Genomic DNA, 16,363 nt, shown 5'->3' with positions numbered 1-16,363 from the left:
GAAATACGCAAAAACGCTAGAACTTCACCTCGCCATCCCAGTAGCCCGGCGTGTTATAGATGGCGCGCAAATAGTCAATAAAACGCCGCACCTTGGCCGGTAAATAGCGCTGCTGCTGATACACCGCCTGGATATCGTAGCTGGGAATCTCGAACTCATTCAGCACCGTTACCAGCTCGCCCCGCTTGAGTTCTGGCTGAATTTCCCAGGTAGATCGCCAGCCTATGCCCCAACCTTGCTTGACCCAATTAAAAAGCAGTTCACCGTCATTGCAATCCAGGTCCCCATCGACTCGTACCGCCAAAGGCCGGCCATCACGCAGGAAGGTCCAGCCGCGTTGCTGACCGCCTTGCAAGTTAAAGGCCAAGCAGTTGTGACGCGCCAGATCTTCAGGCACGCGCGGTACACCATAGCGCTCAAAGTATTCAGGCGTGCCGCATACCACACGCCGGTTCGGATACAGGCGAACGGCCACATAGTTGGGGTCAGTCACTTCACCAATCCGCAAGGCCATGTCATAGCCCTCACGCACCAGATCCACCACGCTGTCGGTGAAGTTAAAAGACAGCTTCAGCTCGGGATAACGCTTTTTGAAGGACAAGGCATGGGGCGCTACATGACGGCGCCCAAAGGCCGCCGGAGCCGATACCACCAGGTGTCCGCGCACCACTTTACGCTGGGCGCTGATACTGGCTTCGGCCTCTTCAAAGTCCTTCAGAATTTGTTTGCACTGCTCCAGAAACTGCTCGCCCAGATCGGTCAATGTCAGCCCGCGAGTGGATCGGTGCATCAAGCGCACCCCCAGACGCTGCTCCAACGCATCCAGGCGGCGACCCATGACCACGGGGGTGACTCCTTCGACCACGGAAGCGGCCGCAAAACTGCCTTTTTCAGCGACCAATGCAAAACTTCTAATTTCGGTGTAACGGCTCATTCAATACTCCAAGTATCGATAGAAACAATCGTACCACCATTTCTAGGCAGGTCCATCACTCCTTATTATCGAGTTGTGAATTTCGTCAAACGATGATCTAGGAGATATCAATGGCTCGAATGAGAGCAGTGGACGCCGCCGCCGCAATTTTACGTAAAGAAGGCGTGAGCACCGTATTTGGCGTGCCCGGCGCCGCCATCAACCCCTTCTACTCCGCCCTGCGCAAAGAAGGTGGCTTTGATCACATTCTCGCCCGTCACGTGGAAGGCGCTTCCCACATGGCCGAAGGTTTTACCCGTGCCAATCCCGGCAATATCGGCGTATGTATCGGTACTTCCGGCCCCGCTGGCACCGACATGATCACCGGCCTGTACTCCGCATCGGCTGACTCGATCCCAATTCTGTGCATTACCGGTCAGGCCCCTCGTGCCCGCCTGTACAAAGAAGACTTCCAGGCGGTGGACATTGAATCCATTGCCAAGCCTGTGACCAAATGGGCTGTAACAGTTCGCGAACCCGATCTGATCCCACGTGTGTTCCAGCAAGCCTTTCACATCATGCGCTCGGGCCGCCCCGGTCCTGTGCTGATTGATATGCCTATCGATGTACAAATGGCCGAGATCGAATTCGATCTGGACACCTACTCACCACTGGAAGCCTACAAGCCAACCGCCACCCGCGCCCAGGCTGAAAAAGCCATCGAACTGCTGAACGCTTCCGAGCGTCCGCTGATCGTCTCCGGTGGTGGCGTGATCAACGCCAACGCATCCGAGCTGCTGCAAGAGTTTGCCGAGTTGGTCAACGTCCCTGTTATTCCAACCCTGATGGGCTGGGGCACGGTTGCCGACGATCACCCGCTGATGGCCGGCATGGTGGGTCTGCAGACCTCGCACCGCTACGGCAACCAGACTTTGCTGGCTTCGGACTTCGTATTCGGTATCGGTAACCGCTGGGCCAACCGCCACACCGGCTCGGTAGACGTCTACACCGAAGGCCGCAAGTTCGTGCACGTAGATATCGAACCCACACAGATCGGCCGCGTGTTTGGCCCTGATCTGGGCATTGCCTCGGACGCTGGCGCTGCACTGAAGCTGTTCATTGAAGTGGCCAAAGAATACAAGGCTGCCGGCAAGCTGCGCGACCGTGCCGCCTGGGTTGCCGATTGCCAGAAGCGCAAAGCCACCTTGCAGCGCAAAACCAACTTCGACAACGTGCCCTTGAAGCCTCAGCGCGTATACGAAGAAATGAACCGCGCCTTTGGCCCTTCGACCACCTACGTCAGCACTATTGGTCTGTCGCAGATTGCGGCCGCCCAGTTTCTGCACGTGTACAAGCCACGTCACTGGATCAACTGCGGTCAGGCAGGCCCATTGGGCTGGACTATTCCCGCCGCTCTGGGTGTGGTTGCGGCTGACCCCGGCCGTGAAGTAGTGGCCATTTCGGGCGACTACGACTTCCAGTTCATGATTGAAGAGTTGGCCGTGGGTGCGCAATTCAAGCTGCCTTACATCCATATTCTGGTCAACAACGCCTACCTGGGTCTGATTCGTCAGGCACAGCGTGGCTTCGAGATGGACTATTGTGTACAACTGGCCTTTGACAACATCAACGCCCCTGAAACCGAAGGTTATGGTGTGGATCACATCACTGTGGTGGAAGGTCTGGGTTGCAAAGCCCTCCGTGTACACAAACCCGAAGACATCCAGCCTGCCATTGAACAGGCTCGTGCATGGATGAAAGAGTTCAGCGTGCCGGTTGTGGTCGAACTGATTCTGGAGCGCGTCACCAACATTGCCATGGGCACCGAACTGCACAATGTGACGGAATTCGAGTCCCTGGCCGAAGCGGGTATTGACGCCCCCACCGCCATCTCGCTGATGGACTGATTGCTGATTTAAAAAACGGAGTAGCACTATGCCAAAATTTGCCGCCAACCTGACCATGCTGTTTAACGAGCACGACTTCCTGGATCGCTTCCAGGCAGCGGCCCAAGCCGGTTTCAAGGGAGTGGAGTACCTGTTCCCCTACGCCTACGACAAACAGCAACTGGCTGACAAACTGCAACAACACGGTTTGACCCAAGTGTTGCACAACCTGCCTGCGGGCGACTGGGACGGCGGCGAGCGCGGCATTGCAATCCTGCCCGAGCGTGTGGGCGAATTCCAGGACGGCGTTGGCCGTGCCATCGAATACGCCACAACGCTGGGCTGCAAACAGGTGAACTGCCTGGCCGGCAAACTGGCCGAGGGCGCTGATCGCGAACTGGCCCACAAAACGCTGGTCAGCAATCTGCAGTTTGCAGCCGCCAAGCTGAAAGACGCTGGTCTGCGTCTGCTGGTTGAACCCATCAACACCTTCGACATCCCCGGTTTCTACCTGAATCGCACCGAACAGGCTGTGGCTCTGTTGCAGGACGTGGGTTCGGACAATCTGTTCATCCAATACGACGTCTACCACGCCCAGCGCATGGAAGGCGAGCTGGCCAACACACTGAAAAAGCACCTGGACAAGATCGCACACATCCAGATCGCGGATAACCCAGGTCGCAACGAACCGGGCACAGGCGAGATCAACTACGCCTGGCTGTTCAAGTACATCGACAGCATTGGCTACCAGGGCTGGATCGGCGGCGAGTACAAGCCCGCTGGCGTGACCAAGGATGGCCTGGGCTGGATGACTGAACTGACTGAAGTCACCGCCTGATCGTCAGATACCTGCAAATAATTATTAGGAGATTACACAATGGCTAAAATCGGTTTTATTGGTTTGGGCATCATGGGCGCACCCATGGCCGTCAACCTGATCAAGGGTGGTCATGAGCTGTTTGCCTACACCCGTGGCGACTTCCCCAAAAGCGTGAAAGAAGCCGGTGCAACCGTTTGCGCCAACGGCACCGAAGTCACCCGCCAGGCTGACATCATCATCACGATGGTGCCCGACACCCCGCACGTGGAAGACGCACTGTTTGGCGAAGACGGCGTTGCCGCCGGTCTGACCGCTGGCAAGATCGTGGTGGACATGAGCTCCATCTCCCCCGTGGCCACCAAAGGCTTTGCCGAGCGCATCGTCAAGCTGGGCTGCGAATACCTGGACGCTCCGGTATCCGGTGGCGAGGTCGGCGCCAAAGCCGGCTCGTTGACCATCATGGTGGGCGGCAAGCAAGAAGCCTTCGACAAGGTCAAGCCGCTGTTTGAACTGATGGGCAAGAACATCACCCTGGTCGGCGGCTACGGCGACGGTCAGATCACCAAAGTGGCCAACCAGATCATAGTGGCCTTGACCATTGAGGCCGTGGGCGAAGCCCTGTTGCTGGCCTCCAAGGCCGGTGCCGATGCAGGCAAGGTTCGTGAAGCGCTGATGGGCGGTTTCGCGAACTCCCGTATTCTGGAAGTGCACGGCGAGCGCATGGTCAAGCGCACGTTTGATCCGGGCTTTCGCATCGAACTGCACCAGAAGGACTTGAACCTGGCCCTGACTACCGCACGTCAGCTGGGCGTGGCTCTGCCCAACACCGCAACGGCCCAGGAACTGTTCAACACCTGCGCCGCTCACGGTGGCGCTGCACAAGACCACTCCGCCATGGTCCGTGCTCTGGAAATCATGGCCAATTACGAGATTGGTCAATAAGACCGGTTCAAGGATGCTCCCGTCCGGGCTGGTTTTTCTCTCCATTCAACCAGCACGGCTGGGACGTCCGGCAAGCGGGCTGCTGCCCGCTTTTTTACCGCCAGGTCCCCCCATCTTCGGAGCAGCAAGTCGAAGCGGGGATGTGAAGGCGTGTTGTCGCGCAGTAAGATGGCCTGTTGCCATCGCTCTGCTTTAGGATTGCCCCATGAAGATCGAGCCACAAGACTTACTCAGCAAAATGTTTCAGGCTGCCGTCAACGCGGCTCAACCCGAACACTGCATCCCGCCCTACCTGCCCGATGCTCCTAAAGGGCGCACCATTGTGATCGGCGCGGGTAAGGCATCAGCAGCAATGGCCCAGGCCCTGGAGCGTCACTGGGACAAAGGTCCTATCAGCGGCGTGGTCGTGACCCGGTACGGCTACAGCGTGCCGTGTGATCACATCAAGATTCTGGAAGCGTCCCACCCTGTGCCCGACCAGGCCGGCGAAGACGCAGCCCGCGAAATTTTGCGCACGGTCAGCAATCTGAACGAGGACGATCTGGTGATTTGCCTGATTTCCGGAGGTGGCTCGTCTCTGCTGCCTCTGGCCGCAGAAGGCATCACCCTGGCCGACAAACAAGCCATCAATAAGGCGCTGCTGAAATCGGGCGCCTCGATTGGCGAGATGAACACCGTCCGTCGTCACCTGTCTGCCATCAAAGGGGGGCGTCTGGCTGCGGCTTGTGCTCCTGCCCGTGTTCTGAACCTGCTGATTTCCGATGTTCCCGGCGACAAGCCCATGGACATCGCTTCTGGCCCCACGGTGGCCGATCCCACCACGTGCGAGCAAGCGCTGGAAATCATCACCCGCTACGGCATCGACATTCCCGCCGCAGCCCGTGCCCTGCTAGAGAGCGGTGATGGCGAAACCATCAAACCCGACGATCCACGCCTGACTCATGTCACCACCCATTTGGTCGCCACACCACAACTGGCCCTGCTGGCTGCCGCTCGTGTCGCTGAGGCCCGGGGCGTGCGTCCCGTCTTGCTGGGCGACAGCATTGAAGGCGAAGCCCGCGATGTCGGCAAAGTCATGGCCGGTATCGCCTTGAGCGTTGCCCAACATGAGCAGCCTGCCCAGGCTCCCTGCGTGCTGCTCTCGGGCGGAGAAACCACCGTAACCTTACGCGGCCAGGGTCGAGGCGGTCGCAATGTGGAGTTTCTGCTGTCCACCGCCATCGCCTTGAACGGGGCACCCGGTATCTACGGCTTGGCAGGCGATACCGACGGTGTGGATGGCCAGGAAGAAATTGCCGGAGCCTTCTGCGGTCCGGACACGTTGGAGCGTGCCTGGCAACAAGGTATACGCCCCAGGGCCAGTCTGGACAATAATGATGGTCATGGCTTCTTTGAAGCCTTGGATGACGCCTTGGTCACGGGCCCGACCCTGACCAACGTCAACGATTTCCGTGCCATTTTGGTTTTATCCCCTAGCGATTAACGCTTTTCATAAAGGACTGGACATGAGAGACACAAAAGTACTGACCCTGGCCGATGTTAAAAAAATAGCTGCCGCTGCCGAGCAAGAAGCGCTCAAGAACAACTGGGCTGTCAGCATCGCCATTTGCGATGCAGGCGGTCACGCGCTCTGGATGCAGCGTATGGACGGCGCTCCCTTGATGAGCGCCCAGGTTGCCCCCGCAAAAGCACACACCTGCGTACTTGGTGGTGGCAAGCCCAGCAAGGTATTTGAAGACATGGTCAACAATGGTCGCTTTGCCGCTCTGTCCATGCCCATTACGCCACTGGAAGGCGGCGAGCCGATTGTGGTGGACGGTCAAGTCATTGGTGCCGTCGGCGTGTCCGGCGTGAAAGCACCTGAAGACGCTCAGATCGCCCGCGCCGGTATCGCTGCTCTTTGAGCTATCGATCCCCCTAAGGACAACAACCCATGAAACGTCAACGTCATTCCCGCATTCTGGCTACGCTGGGTCCTGCCAGCTCCACGCCAGAGCGCATTCGTGAATTGTTCGAGGCCGGAGCTGATGTATTCCGCCTGAACTTTAGCCACGGCAGCCACGAGGACCATGCCGCGCGCTATCACACCATTCGTCAGATTGAAAAGGAAACCGGTCGCAGTATCGGTATTCTATTGGACCTGCAAGGCCCCAAGCTGCGCGTTGGCACAATGAAAGATGGCCGCGTGACATTGGAAACCGGCCAGAAGTTTCGTCTGGATCTGGACCCTGCCCAGGGAACCAGCCAGCGTGCCTACCTGCCCCACCCCGAAATCTTCGCCGCTCTGGAAGACGGGACAGACCTGCTGCTCGATGACGGCAAGCTGCGTCTGCGTGTGGACAGCTTTGGTCCGGATTTTGCAGAAACCACCGTCATGGTTGGCGGTCCCCTGTCCGATCGCAAAGGCGTGAATGTACCCGGCGTGGTACTGCCTATCTCGCCCTTGACCGAGAAAGACCTGGTCGATCTGAAGTTTGGACTGGAATTAGGCGTGGATTGGGTTGCGCTGTCCTTTGTGCAGCGTCCTGGCGACATTCGTGAAGCCCGCGAGCTGATCGGTGACAAGGCCTGGATCATGGCCAAGCTGGAAAAACCACAAGCGTTGGAGCACCTGGAAGAAATCGTCCAGCTGTGCGACGGCGTGATGGTGGCACGTGGCGACCTGGGCGTGGAAGTCCCCCCCCAGCGCGTGCCTGTGTTGCAGCGTCAAATCGTGCGTACTGCCCGTGCGGCAGGGCGACCGGTGGTCGTTGCCACACAGATGCTGGAATCCATGATCTCCTCGCCTGTCCCTACGCGTGCTGAAGCCTCCGACGTGGCCACCGCCATTTACTCGGGCGCCGACGCCGTCATGCTGTCTGCCGAGTCGGCCGCAGGCCAGTTTCCACTGGAGGCTGTGTCCATCATGGACAGCATCATCAAAGAGATCGAAAACGATCCTAGCTGGCGCACCATTCTGGAAGCCAACCACAGCACCGCCGAAGCCAGCACCGCAGACGCGATCTGCTGCGCCCTGCGTCGTGTGGCCAGCATTCTGGAACCAGCAACAAACGTGGCCTACACCACGACCGGCTTTAGCGCCTTGCGCGCCAGCCGTGAACGGCCCATCGCCCCTATCCTGGCACTGACACCCCGTGTGGAAACCGCACGCCGTCTGACCTTGGCCTGGGGTGTACATGCCGTGCCTTGCGAAGACGTCAGCGATCTGGGCGAAATGATTGATCACGCGACCGATATGGCAGCGCAGCATGAGTTCGCTCAGGCTGGCGACACCATCGTAATGATTGCCGGTGTTCCCTTTGGCACCAGTGGTCGCACAAACTTGCTACATGTGGCTACCGTTCCACAAAAGTAAGTTCACCCAAAGCAGGTAAAAAAAACCTTGTCCATCAACATGCTGGACAAGGTTTTCTACATTCAGGCTCCCGCTTCATAACCGGGCTCAGCCCCCAGATCAAGCTTGCACATCCACACTTACTGCGACACCCGCCTAAGGAGGCCCTGGCACAGGCTTTCACGCTATACCAAGCGCTCCGACAAACACAGGCAAAAAAAAACCCGAGATCTAAAGATCTCGGGCAAATCCACCAAAGGAGGAGGGTGGAGGAGACAATCGTGGCAAGTTGGGCTACTAGATAAAATATCGAGCCAGAAAGCTAAGGGTTATTACGCTTGTGCTTTTGCTTATTCCCGCTTTCTTTTCAACATCCAATAACTGCAGTCTACCTACAAAAATGCTGCAATGCAAGATAAATGCTGAGGAAAACCCTTAGATCGCCATCTTGTCGCTTTAATACATCAATTTGCTAGCGCAAATCCCCTGTCAGGTATCTAGTCGTTAACCCTAGGCCGTCTATCAAGCCTTGAGGCTATAAATCAAAACGGGCCAACTATTGGCCCGTTTTACCCGCTACCGCTCTGAAAACCCAGTACTCAACGATGAGCGACTTAGCCAGAAAACTTCTTTTACAGGCGATAAGCCGTGGTCGTCATCACCTTGGACATCATGCGCATCAAGGTTTTTACCGGAGGCGGCAAACCGGCTGCACCATGATTCTCGGCGGTACGACGATGTTCAATTTCGTCATCGCGCATTTTTTCTACAATGCGGCGCGAGCGATTATCGGTGGCAGGCAAGGACTGCAGATGACTTTCCAGATGCTCTTCAACCTGACGTTCAGTCTCGGCCATAAAACCCAGGTTATACGGCACCCCTGCCCGGCTGGCGAGCAAGCCCAGCGCAAAGGATCCGGCATACCACAAAGGGTTGAATACGCTGGGACGGCTGTCCAGTTCACGCAGCCGGTCATCGCACCAGGCCAGATGATCAACCTCTTCCTGCGCGGCTTGCAACAGCACTTCCGTCGCCTGCGGATCTTTACACAGCATGGCCTGGCTACGGTACAAGGCTTGGGCACAAATCTCGCCCACATGGTTCACACGCATCAAACCTGCCGCATGACGGGCTTCGTCCGCCGTGATCTCGGACACTTCCTTACCCGCGGGATTCGGGCGCGAAGCACGTGCGGAACGTCCCAATACTTCCAAAGCCCGATTCGTCTCGCTCAGAATCTGGTCAAAAAAGCTGTTGCGCCGGTACAGGCGATTATCGCTATTGGAAACGGTATGGCTCATGAGGACACCTGCAAAACAAAATGGATGGGTATTATTGCCGCAAAAAGGCGATCACGGCCTTGCTCTCGGACAAGAGCCAAAGCAATGGCAGCACACAAGCCATGATAACCAGCCCTATGCCGGCAATCTCTTGGTCGGACTGTAGGTAGAAATTACAGAGCCGAACCGGATTGTCGTAATACAGCAAACCCACAATGGCCATCATCCAACTGAAGTTGCCAAAGAAAAACAGGCGAAACACCAAGTGGGCACGTCGCCAGGACTCCATAAACAACATACCCATCAGCACTAGACCAATATATTTGGCAGTGGCCATCGAAGGCGATACCAGAACATCATCCAGCGCCTTGGGAACCATCCAGTAAGCCGCAGCAAAACTGACCAGGATCAGGCCGGGCAAACCATATTCATTCATGGCGTAATAAGGGCGCAGCAAAGCCTGCATGGCAGGCGAACGGCCTACCCCCTGATAGCGCAATGCCAGTTGCAAGGCAACGCCCGAGAGCACCAGCAGCGGAATATGCACCAGCATGTGCAGACTCATGGATACCGTCAGGGGACGATCCCAAAAAGCAGCACACGCAAACAGCACGGCAGCCAGCAAGGCCAGCGCGCTACCTAAATAGGGACGTACCGTGGAGGGCGCAACAACACGTTTCAACGACATTACAGCCCCTCCGTCTTGTTCAGGTTCTCTAAGGCCCGTTTGGCGTAGGCCAGGGCCAGCATAGGCTCGCCATAATCCACGATACGCCCCAGGCGCGGCTCGGGGCTGACGACGTGGTAGGCCGCGTTATGCTCGTACTCGTCAAAGGGGGCAGGAATCACGATGATGCCAAAATCATCCAGTACACGCTGGCGCTGGTCCCCCGGCATCATGGTGACAAACTGCCAGACGTCGGGATTGGCCTTCATGGTTTTACTGTAACGGCGCAAGTGATCGGGCGAGTCGGTGGGATCGAAGCTGATGCTCAGCAGACGTATGCGATCCTGCAAACCTTCGTCCACAATGGCTTTTTGCAGTTGCTGATACTCCGAGCCCATCGCCAGACATAGCGTGACGCAGCGGGTATAGATGAAATTGACGATGGTGATGCGGCCATCATTTTGCAGCAGAGAACTTAGCTGGGTACTGCCCCCGGCTGGGAGCAGTACTTCGACATCGGATATCAGACGCGGCGAAGCGGCGACATCATTGCGACGGGCCGTCTCGGCGGTCAGGGCAGTGAACCCTTGTGTCAGATGAGCCAGAGCCCCAATACCCAGGGCAAAAACCAGGAGAATACTTATAAATAGTCTCATCGCTGGCCCATCATTTCAGTCCTACTGTTCCATGGGAGCCAAGTCGGCGTCCCCATTCCAAGCATCGGTTTTATCAGCTGTTTTTTCACGTTCGGCTTTGACAAAGGCCACGTCTACAGGATCGGCGCTATTGCCACCCAACTCTGTACGCAGGTAATTAACAACAGCCGTCATTTCCTCGTCGTTGAACTTCTCGCGGAACTCAGGCATTGCACCATTGTACTTATTACCCTTGACGGTAAGCTCACCGGTAATACCATGCAGCATGATCTGAACCAAAACTTCTGGCTTGCGCAGCACCCACTCGGAACCAACTAGTGGAGGGAACACGCCTGGAACACCTGCGCCCGTTGCCTGGTGACAGGCGGAACATTGGGCTACGAACAACTGCTGACCATCAACCGCGCCTTCAGGCAATTCGAAGTCGGCAACGATACGGTTGTCACCTACGGTTGAGTCATGGCTCAAGTCGCTGCTGAAAATATAGTAGATGCCCCACAGGAACAGACCCGCAATGATCAGCAGAACTACCCAAGGAATCGGCGCTGCATTTTCTTCCGGATCAGCATTCTCACGCAGCTGCGCGTCATATTTACGTTTGTCGCTCATTCTAATTCTCCGAGGCGCCCCGCCTTGCGGGGCGCGCTAGCTCAGCAATGCCTGTTTATTTGATAACGCTGGCTGGCGATACGGGATACGTACGATCCAGCGCCAACAGGTATTGAACCAGGTCCAGGGCCTCTTGCTTGGCCACAACCACCTTACCCTCAGGCGCAAATTCACCGGGTAGATTGACAACTTTATCGCCTTCCTCTGCCTTGTCCTTGAGCTCGAACATGAAGGGGTAAGAAGGCATATTGCTGCCAGGGGTGTAGGCGCGAGGCTGATACAAGTGACCCAGGTGCCAGTCCACGCTAGGCTGACGAGCACCAATATTGAGCAGGTCAGGACCGGTACGCATGGTGCCGAGCAAGTGAGGTGTGTCGTAGTAGTAGTCGCCTGCCACCGAGGCACGACCCCAGCCACGCTGGAAGTCGGGAGCCTGGTTTTGGCTGCGTGGCTGCTGCGAGTGACAGTAGACACAGCCCATATCGATATATTCCTGACGGCCGCGCAGTTCTACCTCGGTGTAAGGCTTGAGCCCTGGAGAGGGCTCCACCCTTTTCACCTGCAGATAAGGGACAACGACCAGAGCCGATGTGGCCAGGGCCAGCGTCACCATGGCGCCGCCCAATAGTTTGTATTCGCTTTCCATGACTAAATCATGCCTCCACTACATTGCGAGTTGCCGAGCGCTGGTGAAACAGGGCTGGACCAATACGACGGCTGCCATAGCGCAAAGCCATTGCCACAAAGTGGAAGGCAAACACAAGGTGACCCAAAGTCATCAAACCGCCACCAATCGAGCGCGACTTCAGGTAAGGCATCGTGACAAACACCGACTCCATGAAAGACTTAGCCGGATCAAGCATGGCCACACCTTGCAACCAGCCGCCAATGCTCAAACCGATGGCGTAAATGGAGAAACCAATCACGACCAGCCAGAAGTGCAGGGAGATCAGTTTGGGGTAAGGCCATTCCCAGGACATCACACGTGGCATCACATAGTAGATGGCGCCGAACATCACGATGGTAAAGAAGCCATACAAGCCGATATGGGCGTGGGCAACCGTGAAGTGCGTGAAGTGGGTAATCGTGTTGATGCTGCGCAGCGCTTCAAAAGAACCTTGAATGGAGCTGACGGTGTACATCATGCCACCCAGCACGATAAAGCGCAGAGTAGGCGAGTGAATCAGGGTACGGAAGTGCCCTTTCATGGTGTAGTGCTGGTTAATCGAGAACGCCAGCACAGGGATGATCATCATCATGCTTTGCACGATGGACAGCGTGATCATCCACTGCGGCACAGGACCACCGACTAGGTGGTGACCACCGACTTGACCGTAGAAAAATGCCAGGCCCCAGAAACCCACCAGAGACAGGTTGTAAGAGCTGATAGGCTGGCCAATGATCTTGGGCAGGAAGTAATACACCGTAGCCAGGGCCATCGGCGTGTAGAACAGACCCAGCACGTTGTGACCAAACCACCAGTTCATAGTTGCTTGCTCAACACCCACGTGCACGGCAGGCAGGTTACCGACCAGGAACAGGATGGGGAACCAGAACAGGGCTGCGCCCATGTACCACACCGACACATACAGGTGGTGAGCACGACGGTTTTGCAAGGTGAAGACCAAAGGCAAGGCAGCCAGAGCACCACCGATAACCATCAGGATATCAACCTGCCAGGGCATCTCCAGCCATTCCATACCGTCGGTGATACCCATTGCGATACATGTCAGACCGATAGCCAAGCCGATATTCCACAAGATCCCGCCCGTAATGGCATAACGCGCACCGATCAAAGGAGTCTTGAGCAAACGCGGCAGCATCCACATGGCAACGCCGAAAGCGGCCATTGGCGCCCAGCCATACGCCACACCGTTCAGGTGCAGCGTACGCATGCGCCCGAAAGTCATCCAGGCGTGCTGCGTCAGAAATTCGGGATCGTGCAACTTGATCGAGCTGATCAAACCTGCCGTCGAGGCAAACAGCAGCCAAAAGACCGAACAGGCCAGCAAAATGAACGTGACCGAAGCGGTGGAGCGGTCAGCTTCAACGCGTTCTGCCAACTCAAGACTGAGCGCCTGACGGTCTTCAGCAGAAATCGTCTTGCGACCCATTTCTTCTTGAAGTGCCTGACGTTGTTCAGGGGTGGCGGAAGGGTCATCTACCTGCCCGATTTCGCCTTTGGAGAAGATCTCACGCGAGGCAGCGGGACTGTGGTCAAAGAAGTTACGTCGTAACGACCAGATGAAAACAAAGAGTCCTGTAACGGACAATATGAAAGCTAGTAGCAGTATTGAAACGGTATTCACAATGATCCAGGCCTGGTTAATGTGAAGCTGCCAAGCAGCTCGGCGGCACTTGACGCGTCGCAGATCGAAAGAGCATGGACGCAAAAAATCTGCGACTGCCTAGGTCGCGAGAGCCGTCATGTTAAAACACCCGTCTGTTACGTCTGAATAAAGCCCCCATTGAAAGCAGGGTTTATTGAGGCAGAACAAATACGAGCACGACATTTTTTGGTATACGGGCGACAGTCATTATAGGCGAGGGTAAACCCCTGTGACATATCTGTTTCAAAATGCCGTGTACCGAACAGCAGTTTATCCTAGGTCAAATAACAAAACCAGTCCAAATCTTACAAAGAGCACCGTTCTGTTCTGATTTGTCTATATGGAATTTCTTATACGGGCACGGAACACACGCCACAAAATCGCAAGCAGCTGTAACAGAGCCAGCCCGTAGGCATCGCCCCACAGACTATCTACAGACGCTGCACGCAAGCGCGTCAAAAAGTACAATCAGCGCTATCTATCTACTGACGAGTCTTGGCTCGCACTGCAAACAAAGGAATTCTTATGGAATGCACAATCGACTGGGGCGGCAAAGACGGCATGTTGTTCCTTGCCCGTACCGGCAGCGGTCATGTGACGGCCATGGACGGTGCACCCGAAGGCGGCGGCAATAACCTGGCTCCCCGACCCATGGAAATGTTGCTGACCGGCGCGGGTGGCTGCGCGGCCTACGACGTGGTGCTGATTCTCAAACGCGGCCGTCACGCCATTACCGGCTGCCAAGTCAAGCTGACCGCCGAACGCGCCGACACCGATCCCAAAGTCTTTACCAAGATTCATTTCACCTTTGTGGTCACTGGCAAAGACTTGCCCCAGGCGGCCGTGGAACGTGCCGTACAACTGTCGCACGACAAATACTGCTCGGCTTCGGCCATGCTGGGCAAAACTGCCGAAATCACCTACTCCGTCGACATTCAGCAAGCCTGAGGCCACACACATGTCCCTTTATCCCTACGAAGACCTGCTGCGCCTGGTCTACACCCAAGGTACCCCAAAAGGGGATCGCACCGGCACCGGCACAAACTCGGTATTTGGTCACCAAATGCGCTTCGATCTGTCGCAGGGTTTTCCGCTGATCACCACCAAGAAGCTGCATACCCGCAGTATCTTTATTGAATTACTGTGGTTTTTACGCGGTGAGTCCAATGTACGCTGGCTCCAGGAACGCGGCGTATCCATCTGGGACGAATGGGCCGACGAGAACGGCAATCTGGGCCCGGTCTATGGCGTGCAATGGCGCTCCTGGCCTACGCCCGATGGTCGTCACATCGACCAGATCAGCCAGTTGGTGGAACAGATCCGCAAAAATCCCGATTCGCGTCGGCTGATCGTCTCGGCCTGGAACGTGGCCGATGTCGGCCAGATGGCCCTGCCTCCTTGCCACGCCCTGTTCCAGTTCTATGTCGCCGACGGCAAACTCTCCTGCCAGCTCTACCAGCGCAGTGCAGATATTTTCCTGGGTGTGCCCTTCAATATTGCCAGCTACGCCTTGCTGACCCACATGATGGCCCAGCAATGCGATCTGGAGGTAGGCGACTTCATCTGGACAGGCGGCGACTGCCACCTGTACTCCAACCACTTCGAGCAGGCCGAACTGCAGTTGTCACGTGAACCGCGACCCTACCCCAAGCTGACGATCAAACGCAAACCTGCCAGTCTGTTTGATTACGAGTACGAAGACTTCGAAATCACCGACTACGACCCACATCCCCATATCAAGGCGCCTGTTGCCGTATGAGTTCCAGCCCTATTATTCGTCTGGTCGTTGCCTATGCCGCTAATCGCTGCATAGGCAAGGATAACGACCTGCCCTGGCGTCTGCCTTCAGACCTGCAGCACTTCAAGCGCGTGACTATGGGTTTGCCCATCATCATGGGTCGCAAGACCTGGGAGTCACTGGGCCGTCCCCTGCCCGGCCGCCCGAACCTGGTGATCAGCCGCAATGCGGATTACCAGGCAGAAGGCGCACAGATATTCAGCAATCTGGACGACGCGCTGGCCGCCTGCCCTGGCTTCGACACCGCTTGCGTGATTGGTGGCGAGCAGCTCTTCCGTCTGGCCCTGCCTATGGCGCAAGAGCTGATCGCAACCGAGATCAAGGCTGATGTGGACGGCGACACCTTCTTTCCAGAGCTACCCGTTGGCCAATGGCAGGAAGTAGAACGTCTGCCCCAGCCCGAGGAAAATGGCTTCACTTACGACTATGTGACCTATCGCCGCCGTCGTTAGGAGCAAGAGCGACGCCGAAACCCCACCAATCTGGAGATCAATGGACACGGGAACTCAAGCCCACCCGTGGCTAAATTTCAGGTTCTCTGACAGAAGCCAGACACGTGTTTCAAGCAGCCATCTGCCCCGTCCCAAGCTCAGACTCGCAGGCTAGAACCACATAAAAGGCCTGAATCCGTGAAATCGGATTCAGGCCTTTTTGTACGATCAGCCCGACTGGAACAAGCAGGGCCAACACGCCTTCCTGTCAGATCAATATCTGAACTTACTCGGCCACAGCCGCATAGGCGGGGCCATCCAGCAAGCCTTGCAGATCGGCTGGATTGTCAGCCTTGAGCTTGAAAATCCAGGTATCAAACGGAGCTTCGTTGATCAGATGCGGGGCATCGGATAAGGCTTGGTTGAACTCCACCAGCTCGCCCGCCACAGGCGCATAAATATCCGAGGCCGCTTTCACCGACTCCACCACACCCGCCGTTGCACCCGCAGCCAAACGCGTACCTGGAGTGAAGTCACCCACAAATACCAAATCGCCCAACTGATCCTGAGCAAAATCGGTAATGCCAACCAGCACAATACCGTCCTCATCCTTGGCCCACTCATGGCTTACTACGTACTTTCTATCTCCTGGCAACTGCATATCGCCTCCCAGACTCACCAGCCCACAATCCTGTTA

17 protein-coding genes are annotated in these 16,363 nt (G+C 56.5%); 9 read left to right on the top strand and 8 right to left on the bottom strand.

The features are described from left to right. Positions 1–16 precede the first annotated feature (16 nt). Entirely contained in the window at positions 17–934 is a 918-nt protein-coding gene (locus AC6I6N_RS10185) for a LysR family transcriptional regulator (RefSeq protein ID WP_094195585.1), read from the bottom strand. A gap of 110 nt (positions 935–1,044) precedes the next feature. Here AC6I6N_RS10185 and gcl point away from each other — a divergent pair, with 110 nt between their 5' ends. From gcl to pyk, 6 genes are all read left to right on the top strand, one after another. Then, a complete protein-coding gene (gcl, locus tag AC6I6N_RS10180) occupies positions 1,045–2,820 on the top strand; it encodes a glyoxylate carboligase (protein ID WP_321267690.1) in 1,776 nt (591 codons plus the stop codon). Between the two features lie 28 nt (positions 2,821–2,848). Then, on the top strand, positions 2,849–3,637 hold the full coding sequence (hyi, locus tag AC6I6N_RS10175; protein ID WP_497943487.1) for a hydroxypyruvate isomerase: 789 nt from the start codon (positions 2,849–2,851) through the stop codon (positions 3,635–3,637). Between the two features lie 39 nt (positions 3,638–3,676). Continuing rightward, positions 3,677–4,561: a 2-hydroxy-3-oxopropionate reductase gene (locus AC6I6N_RS10170; protein ID WP_094195582.1), complete on the top strand. Its 885-nt coding sequence runs from the start codon at positions 3,677–3,679 to the stop codon at positions 4,559–4,561. A 205-nt stretch (positions 4,562–4,766) separates the two neighbouring features. Beyond that, on the top strand, positions 4,767–6,044 hold the full coding sequence (locus AC6I6N_RS10165; RefSeq protein ID WP_108728139.1) for a glycerate kinase type-2 family protein: 1,278 nt from the start codon (positions 4,767–4,769) through the stop codon (positions 6,042–6,044). Positions 6,045–6,066: 22 nt separating this feature from the next. After that, entirely contained in the window at positions 6,067–6,465 is a 399-nt protein-coding gene (locus AC6I6N_RS10160; RefSeq protein WP_009461115.1) for a GlcG/HbpS family heme-binding protein, read from the top strand. 29 nt (positions 6,466–6,494) lie between these two features. Further along, positions 6,495–7,916 carry a pyruvate kinase gene (pyk, locus tag AC6I6N_RS10155; protein WP_094195580.1) on the top strand — a complete coding sequence of 474 codons (1,422 nt, stop codon included), beginning with the start codon at positions 6,495–6,497 and terminating at the stop codon, positions 7,914–7,916. Between the two features lie 611 nt (positions 7,917–8,527). Here the strand turns inward: pyk and coq7 are convergent. Genes coq7 through AC6I6N_RS10125 form a run of 6 tightly spaced genes read right to left on the bottom strand, consistent with a single transcriptional unit; the run spans position 8,528 to position 13,416 of the window. Continuing rightward, the gene (coq7, locus tag AC6I6N_RS10150) at positions 8,528–9,196 is read right to left on the bottom strand and encodes a 2-polyprenyl-3-methyl-6-methoxy-1,4-benzoquinone monooxygenase (RefSeq protein WP_094195579.1); all 669 of its coding nucleotides are present in this window, start codon (positions 9,194–9,196) and stop codon (positions 8,528–8,530) included. 31 nt (positions 9,197–9,227) lie between these two features. After that, positions 9,228–9,863: a hypothetical protein gene (locus AC6I6N_RS10145; protein WP_108728140.1), complete on the bottom strand. Its 636-nt coding sequence runs from the start codon at positions 9,861–9,863 to the stop codon at positions 9,228–9,230. Continuing rightward, a complete protein-coding gene (locus tag AC6I6N_RS10140; protein ID WP_094195577.1) occupies positions 9,863–10,498 on the bottom strand; it encodes an SCO family protein in 636 nt (211 codons plus the stop codon). The genes AC6I6N_RS10145 and AC6I6N_RS10140 overlap by 1 nt, the downstream gene beginning before the upstream one ends. Before the next feature lie 21 nt (positions 10,499–10,519). Further along, positions 10,520–11,107 carry a c-type cytochrome gene (locus tag AC6I6N_RS10135; RefSeq protein ID WP_497943486.1) on the bottom strand — a complete coding sequence of 196 codons (588 nt, stop codon included), beginning with the start codon at positions 11,105–11,107 and terminating at the stop codon, positions 10,520–10,522. A 55-nt stretch (positions 11,108–11,162) separates the two neighbouring features. After that, positions 11,163–11,753 carry a cbb3-type cytochrome c oxidase subunit II gene (locus tag AC6I6N_RS10130; RefSeq protein ID WP_094195575.1) on the bottom strand — a complete coding sequence of 197 codons (591 nt, stop codon included), beginning with the start codon at positions 11,751–11,753 and terminating at the stop codon, positions 11,163–11,165. Between the two features lie 7 nt (positions 11,754–11,760). Further along, complete coding sequence (locus tag AC6I6N_RS10125) at positions 11,761–13,416, bottom strand: cbb3-type cytochrome c oxidase subunit I (RefSeq protein ID WP_094198253.1); 1,656 nt, start codon at positions 13,414–13,416, stop codon at positions 11,761–11,763. 546 nt (positions 13,417–13,962) lie between these two features. On the opposite strand from AC6I6N_RS10125, the gene AC6I6N_RS10120 reads away from it, so the two are divergent. Genes AC6I6N_RS10120 through AC6I6N_RS10110 form a run of 3 tightly spaced genes read left to right on the top strand, consistent with a single transcriptional unit; the run spans position 13,963 to position 15,687 of the window. Continuing rightward, entirely contained in the window at positions 13,963–14,385 is a 423-nt protein-coding gene (locus AC6I6N_RS10120; RefSeq protein ID WP_162496913.1) for an OsmC family protein, read from the top strand. A gap of 10 nt (positions 14,386–14,395) precedes the next feature. Further along, positions 14,396–15,196: a thymidylate synthase gene (locus tag AC6I6N_RS10115; protein ID WP_094195574.1), complete on the top strand. Its 801-nt coding sequence runs from the start codon at positions 14,396–14,398 to the stop codon at positions 15,194–15,196. Then, the gene (locus AC6I6N_RS10110) at positions 15,193–15,687 is read left to right on the top strand and encodes a dihydrofolate reductase (RefSeq protein ID WP_094195573.1); all 495 of its coding nucleotides are present in this window, start codon (positions 15,193–15,195) and stop codon (positions 15,685–15,687) included. Before AC6I6N_RS10115 ends, AC6I6N_RS10110 begins: the two co-directional genes overlap by 4 nt. A gap of 265 nt (positions 15,688–15,952) precedes the next feature. Here AC6I6N_RS10110 and gcvH read toward each other — a convergent pair whose 3' ends face one another. Beyond that, entirely contained in the window at positions 15,953–16,327 is a 375-nt protein-coding gene (gene gcvH, locus AC6I6N_RS10105; protein WP_086060363.1) for a glycine cleavage system protein GcvH, read from the bottom strand. Positions 16,328–16,363: the final 36 nt, after the last annotated feature.

The sequence above is a fragment of the Alcaligenes sp. LTN-3 genome (assembly GCF_059735605.1).
This window is presented reverse-complemented; position numbering and strand designations above follow the sequence as displayed.

What these genes read in the sequence shown, in the direction of transcription:
- AC6I6N_RS10185 (WP_094195585.1), bottom strand. Translation starts at nt 934, where the DNA reads ATGAGCCGTTACACCGAAATTAGAAGTTTTGCATTGGTCGCTGAAAAA.
- gcl (WP_321267690.1), top strand. Translation starts at nt 1,045, where the DNA reads ATGGCTCGAATGAGAGCAGTGGACGCCGCCGCCGCAATTTTACGTAAA.
- hyi (WP_497943487.1), top strand. Translation starts at nt 2,849, where the DNA reads ATGCCAAAATTTGCCGCCAACCTGACCATGCTGTTTAACGAGCACGAC.
- AC6I6N_RS10170 (WP_094195582.1), top strand. Translation starts at nt 3,677, where the DNA reads ATGGCTAAAATCGGTTTTATTGGTTTGGGCATCATGGGCGCACCCATG.
- AC6I6N_RS10165 (WP_108728139.1), top strand. Translation starts at nt 4,767, where the DNA reads ATGAAGATCGAGCCACAAGACTTACTCAGCAAAATGTTTCAGGCTGCC.
- AC6I6N_RS10160 (WP_009461115.1), top strand. Translation starts at nt 6,067, where the DNA reads ATGAGAGACACAAAAGTACTGACCCTGGCCGATGTTAAAAAAATAGCT.
- pyk (WP_094195580.1), top strand. Translation starts at nt 6,495, where the DNA reads ATGAAACGTCAACGTCATTCCCGCATTCTGGCTACGCTGGGTCCTGCC.
- coq7 (WP_094195579.1), bottom strand. Translation starts at nt 9,196, where the DNA reads ATGAGCCATACCGTTTCCAATAGCGATAATCGCCTGTACCGGCGCAAC.
- AC6I6N_RS10145 (WP_108728140.1), bottom strand. Translation starts at nt 9,863, where the DNA reads ATGTCGTTGAAACGTGTTGTTGCGCCCTCCACGGTACGTCCCTATTTA.
- AC6I6N_RS10140 (WP_094195577.1), bottom strand. Translation starts at nt 10,498, where the DNA reads ATGAGACTATTTATAAGTATTCTCCTGGTTTTTGCCCTGGGTATTGGG.
- AC6I6N_RS10135 (WP_497943486.1), bottom strand. Translation starts at nt 11,107, where the DNA reads ATGAGCGACAAACGTAAATATGACGCGCAGCTGCGTGAGAATGCTGAT.
- AC6I6N_RS10130 (WP_094195575.1), bottom strand. Translation starts at nt 11,753, where the DNA reads ATGGAAAGCGAATACAAACTATTGGGCGGCGCCATGGTGACGCTGGCC.
- AC6I6N_RS10120 (WP_162496913.1), top strand. Translation starts at nt 13,963, where the DNA reads ATGGAATGCACAATCGACTGGGGCGGCAAAGACGGCATGTTGTTCCTT.
- AC6I6N_RS10115 (WP_094195574.1), top strand. Translation starts at nt 14,396, where the DNA reads ATGTCCCTTTATCCCTACGAAGACCTGCTGCGCCTGGTCTACACCCAA.
- AC6I6N_RS10110 (WP_094195573.1), top strand. Translation starts at nt 15,193, where the DNA reads ATGAGTTCCAGCCCTATTATTCGTCTGGTCGTTGCCTATGCCGCTAAT.
- gcvH (WP_086060363.1), bottom strand. Translation starts at nt 16,327, where the DNA reads ATGCAGTTGCCAGGAGATAGAAAGTACGTAGTAAGCCATGAGTGGGCC.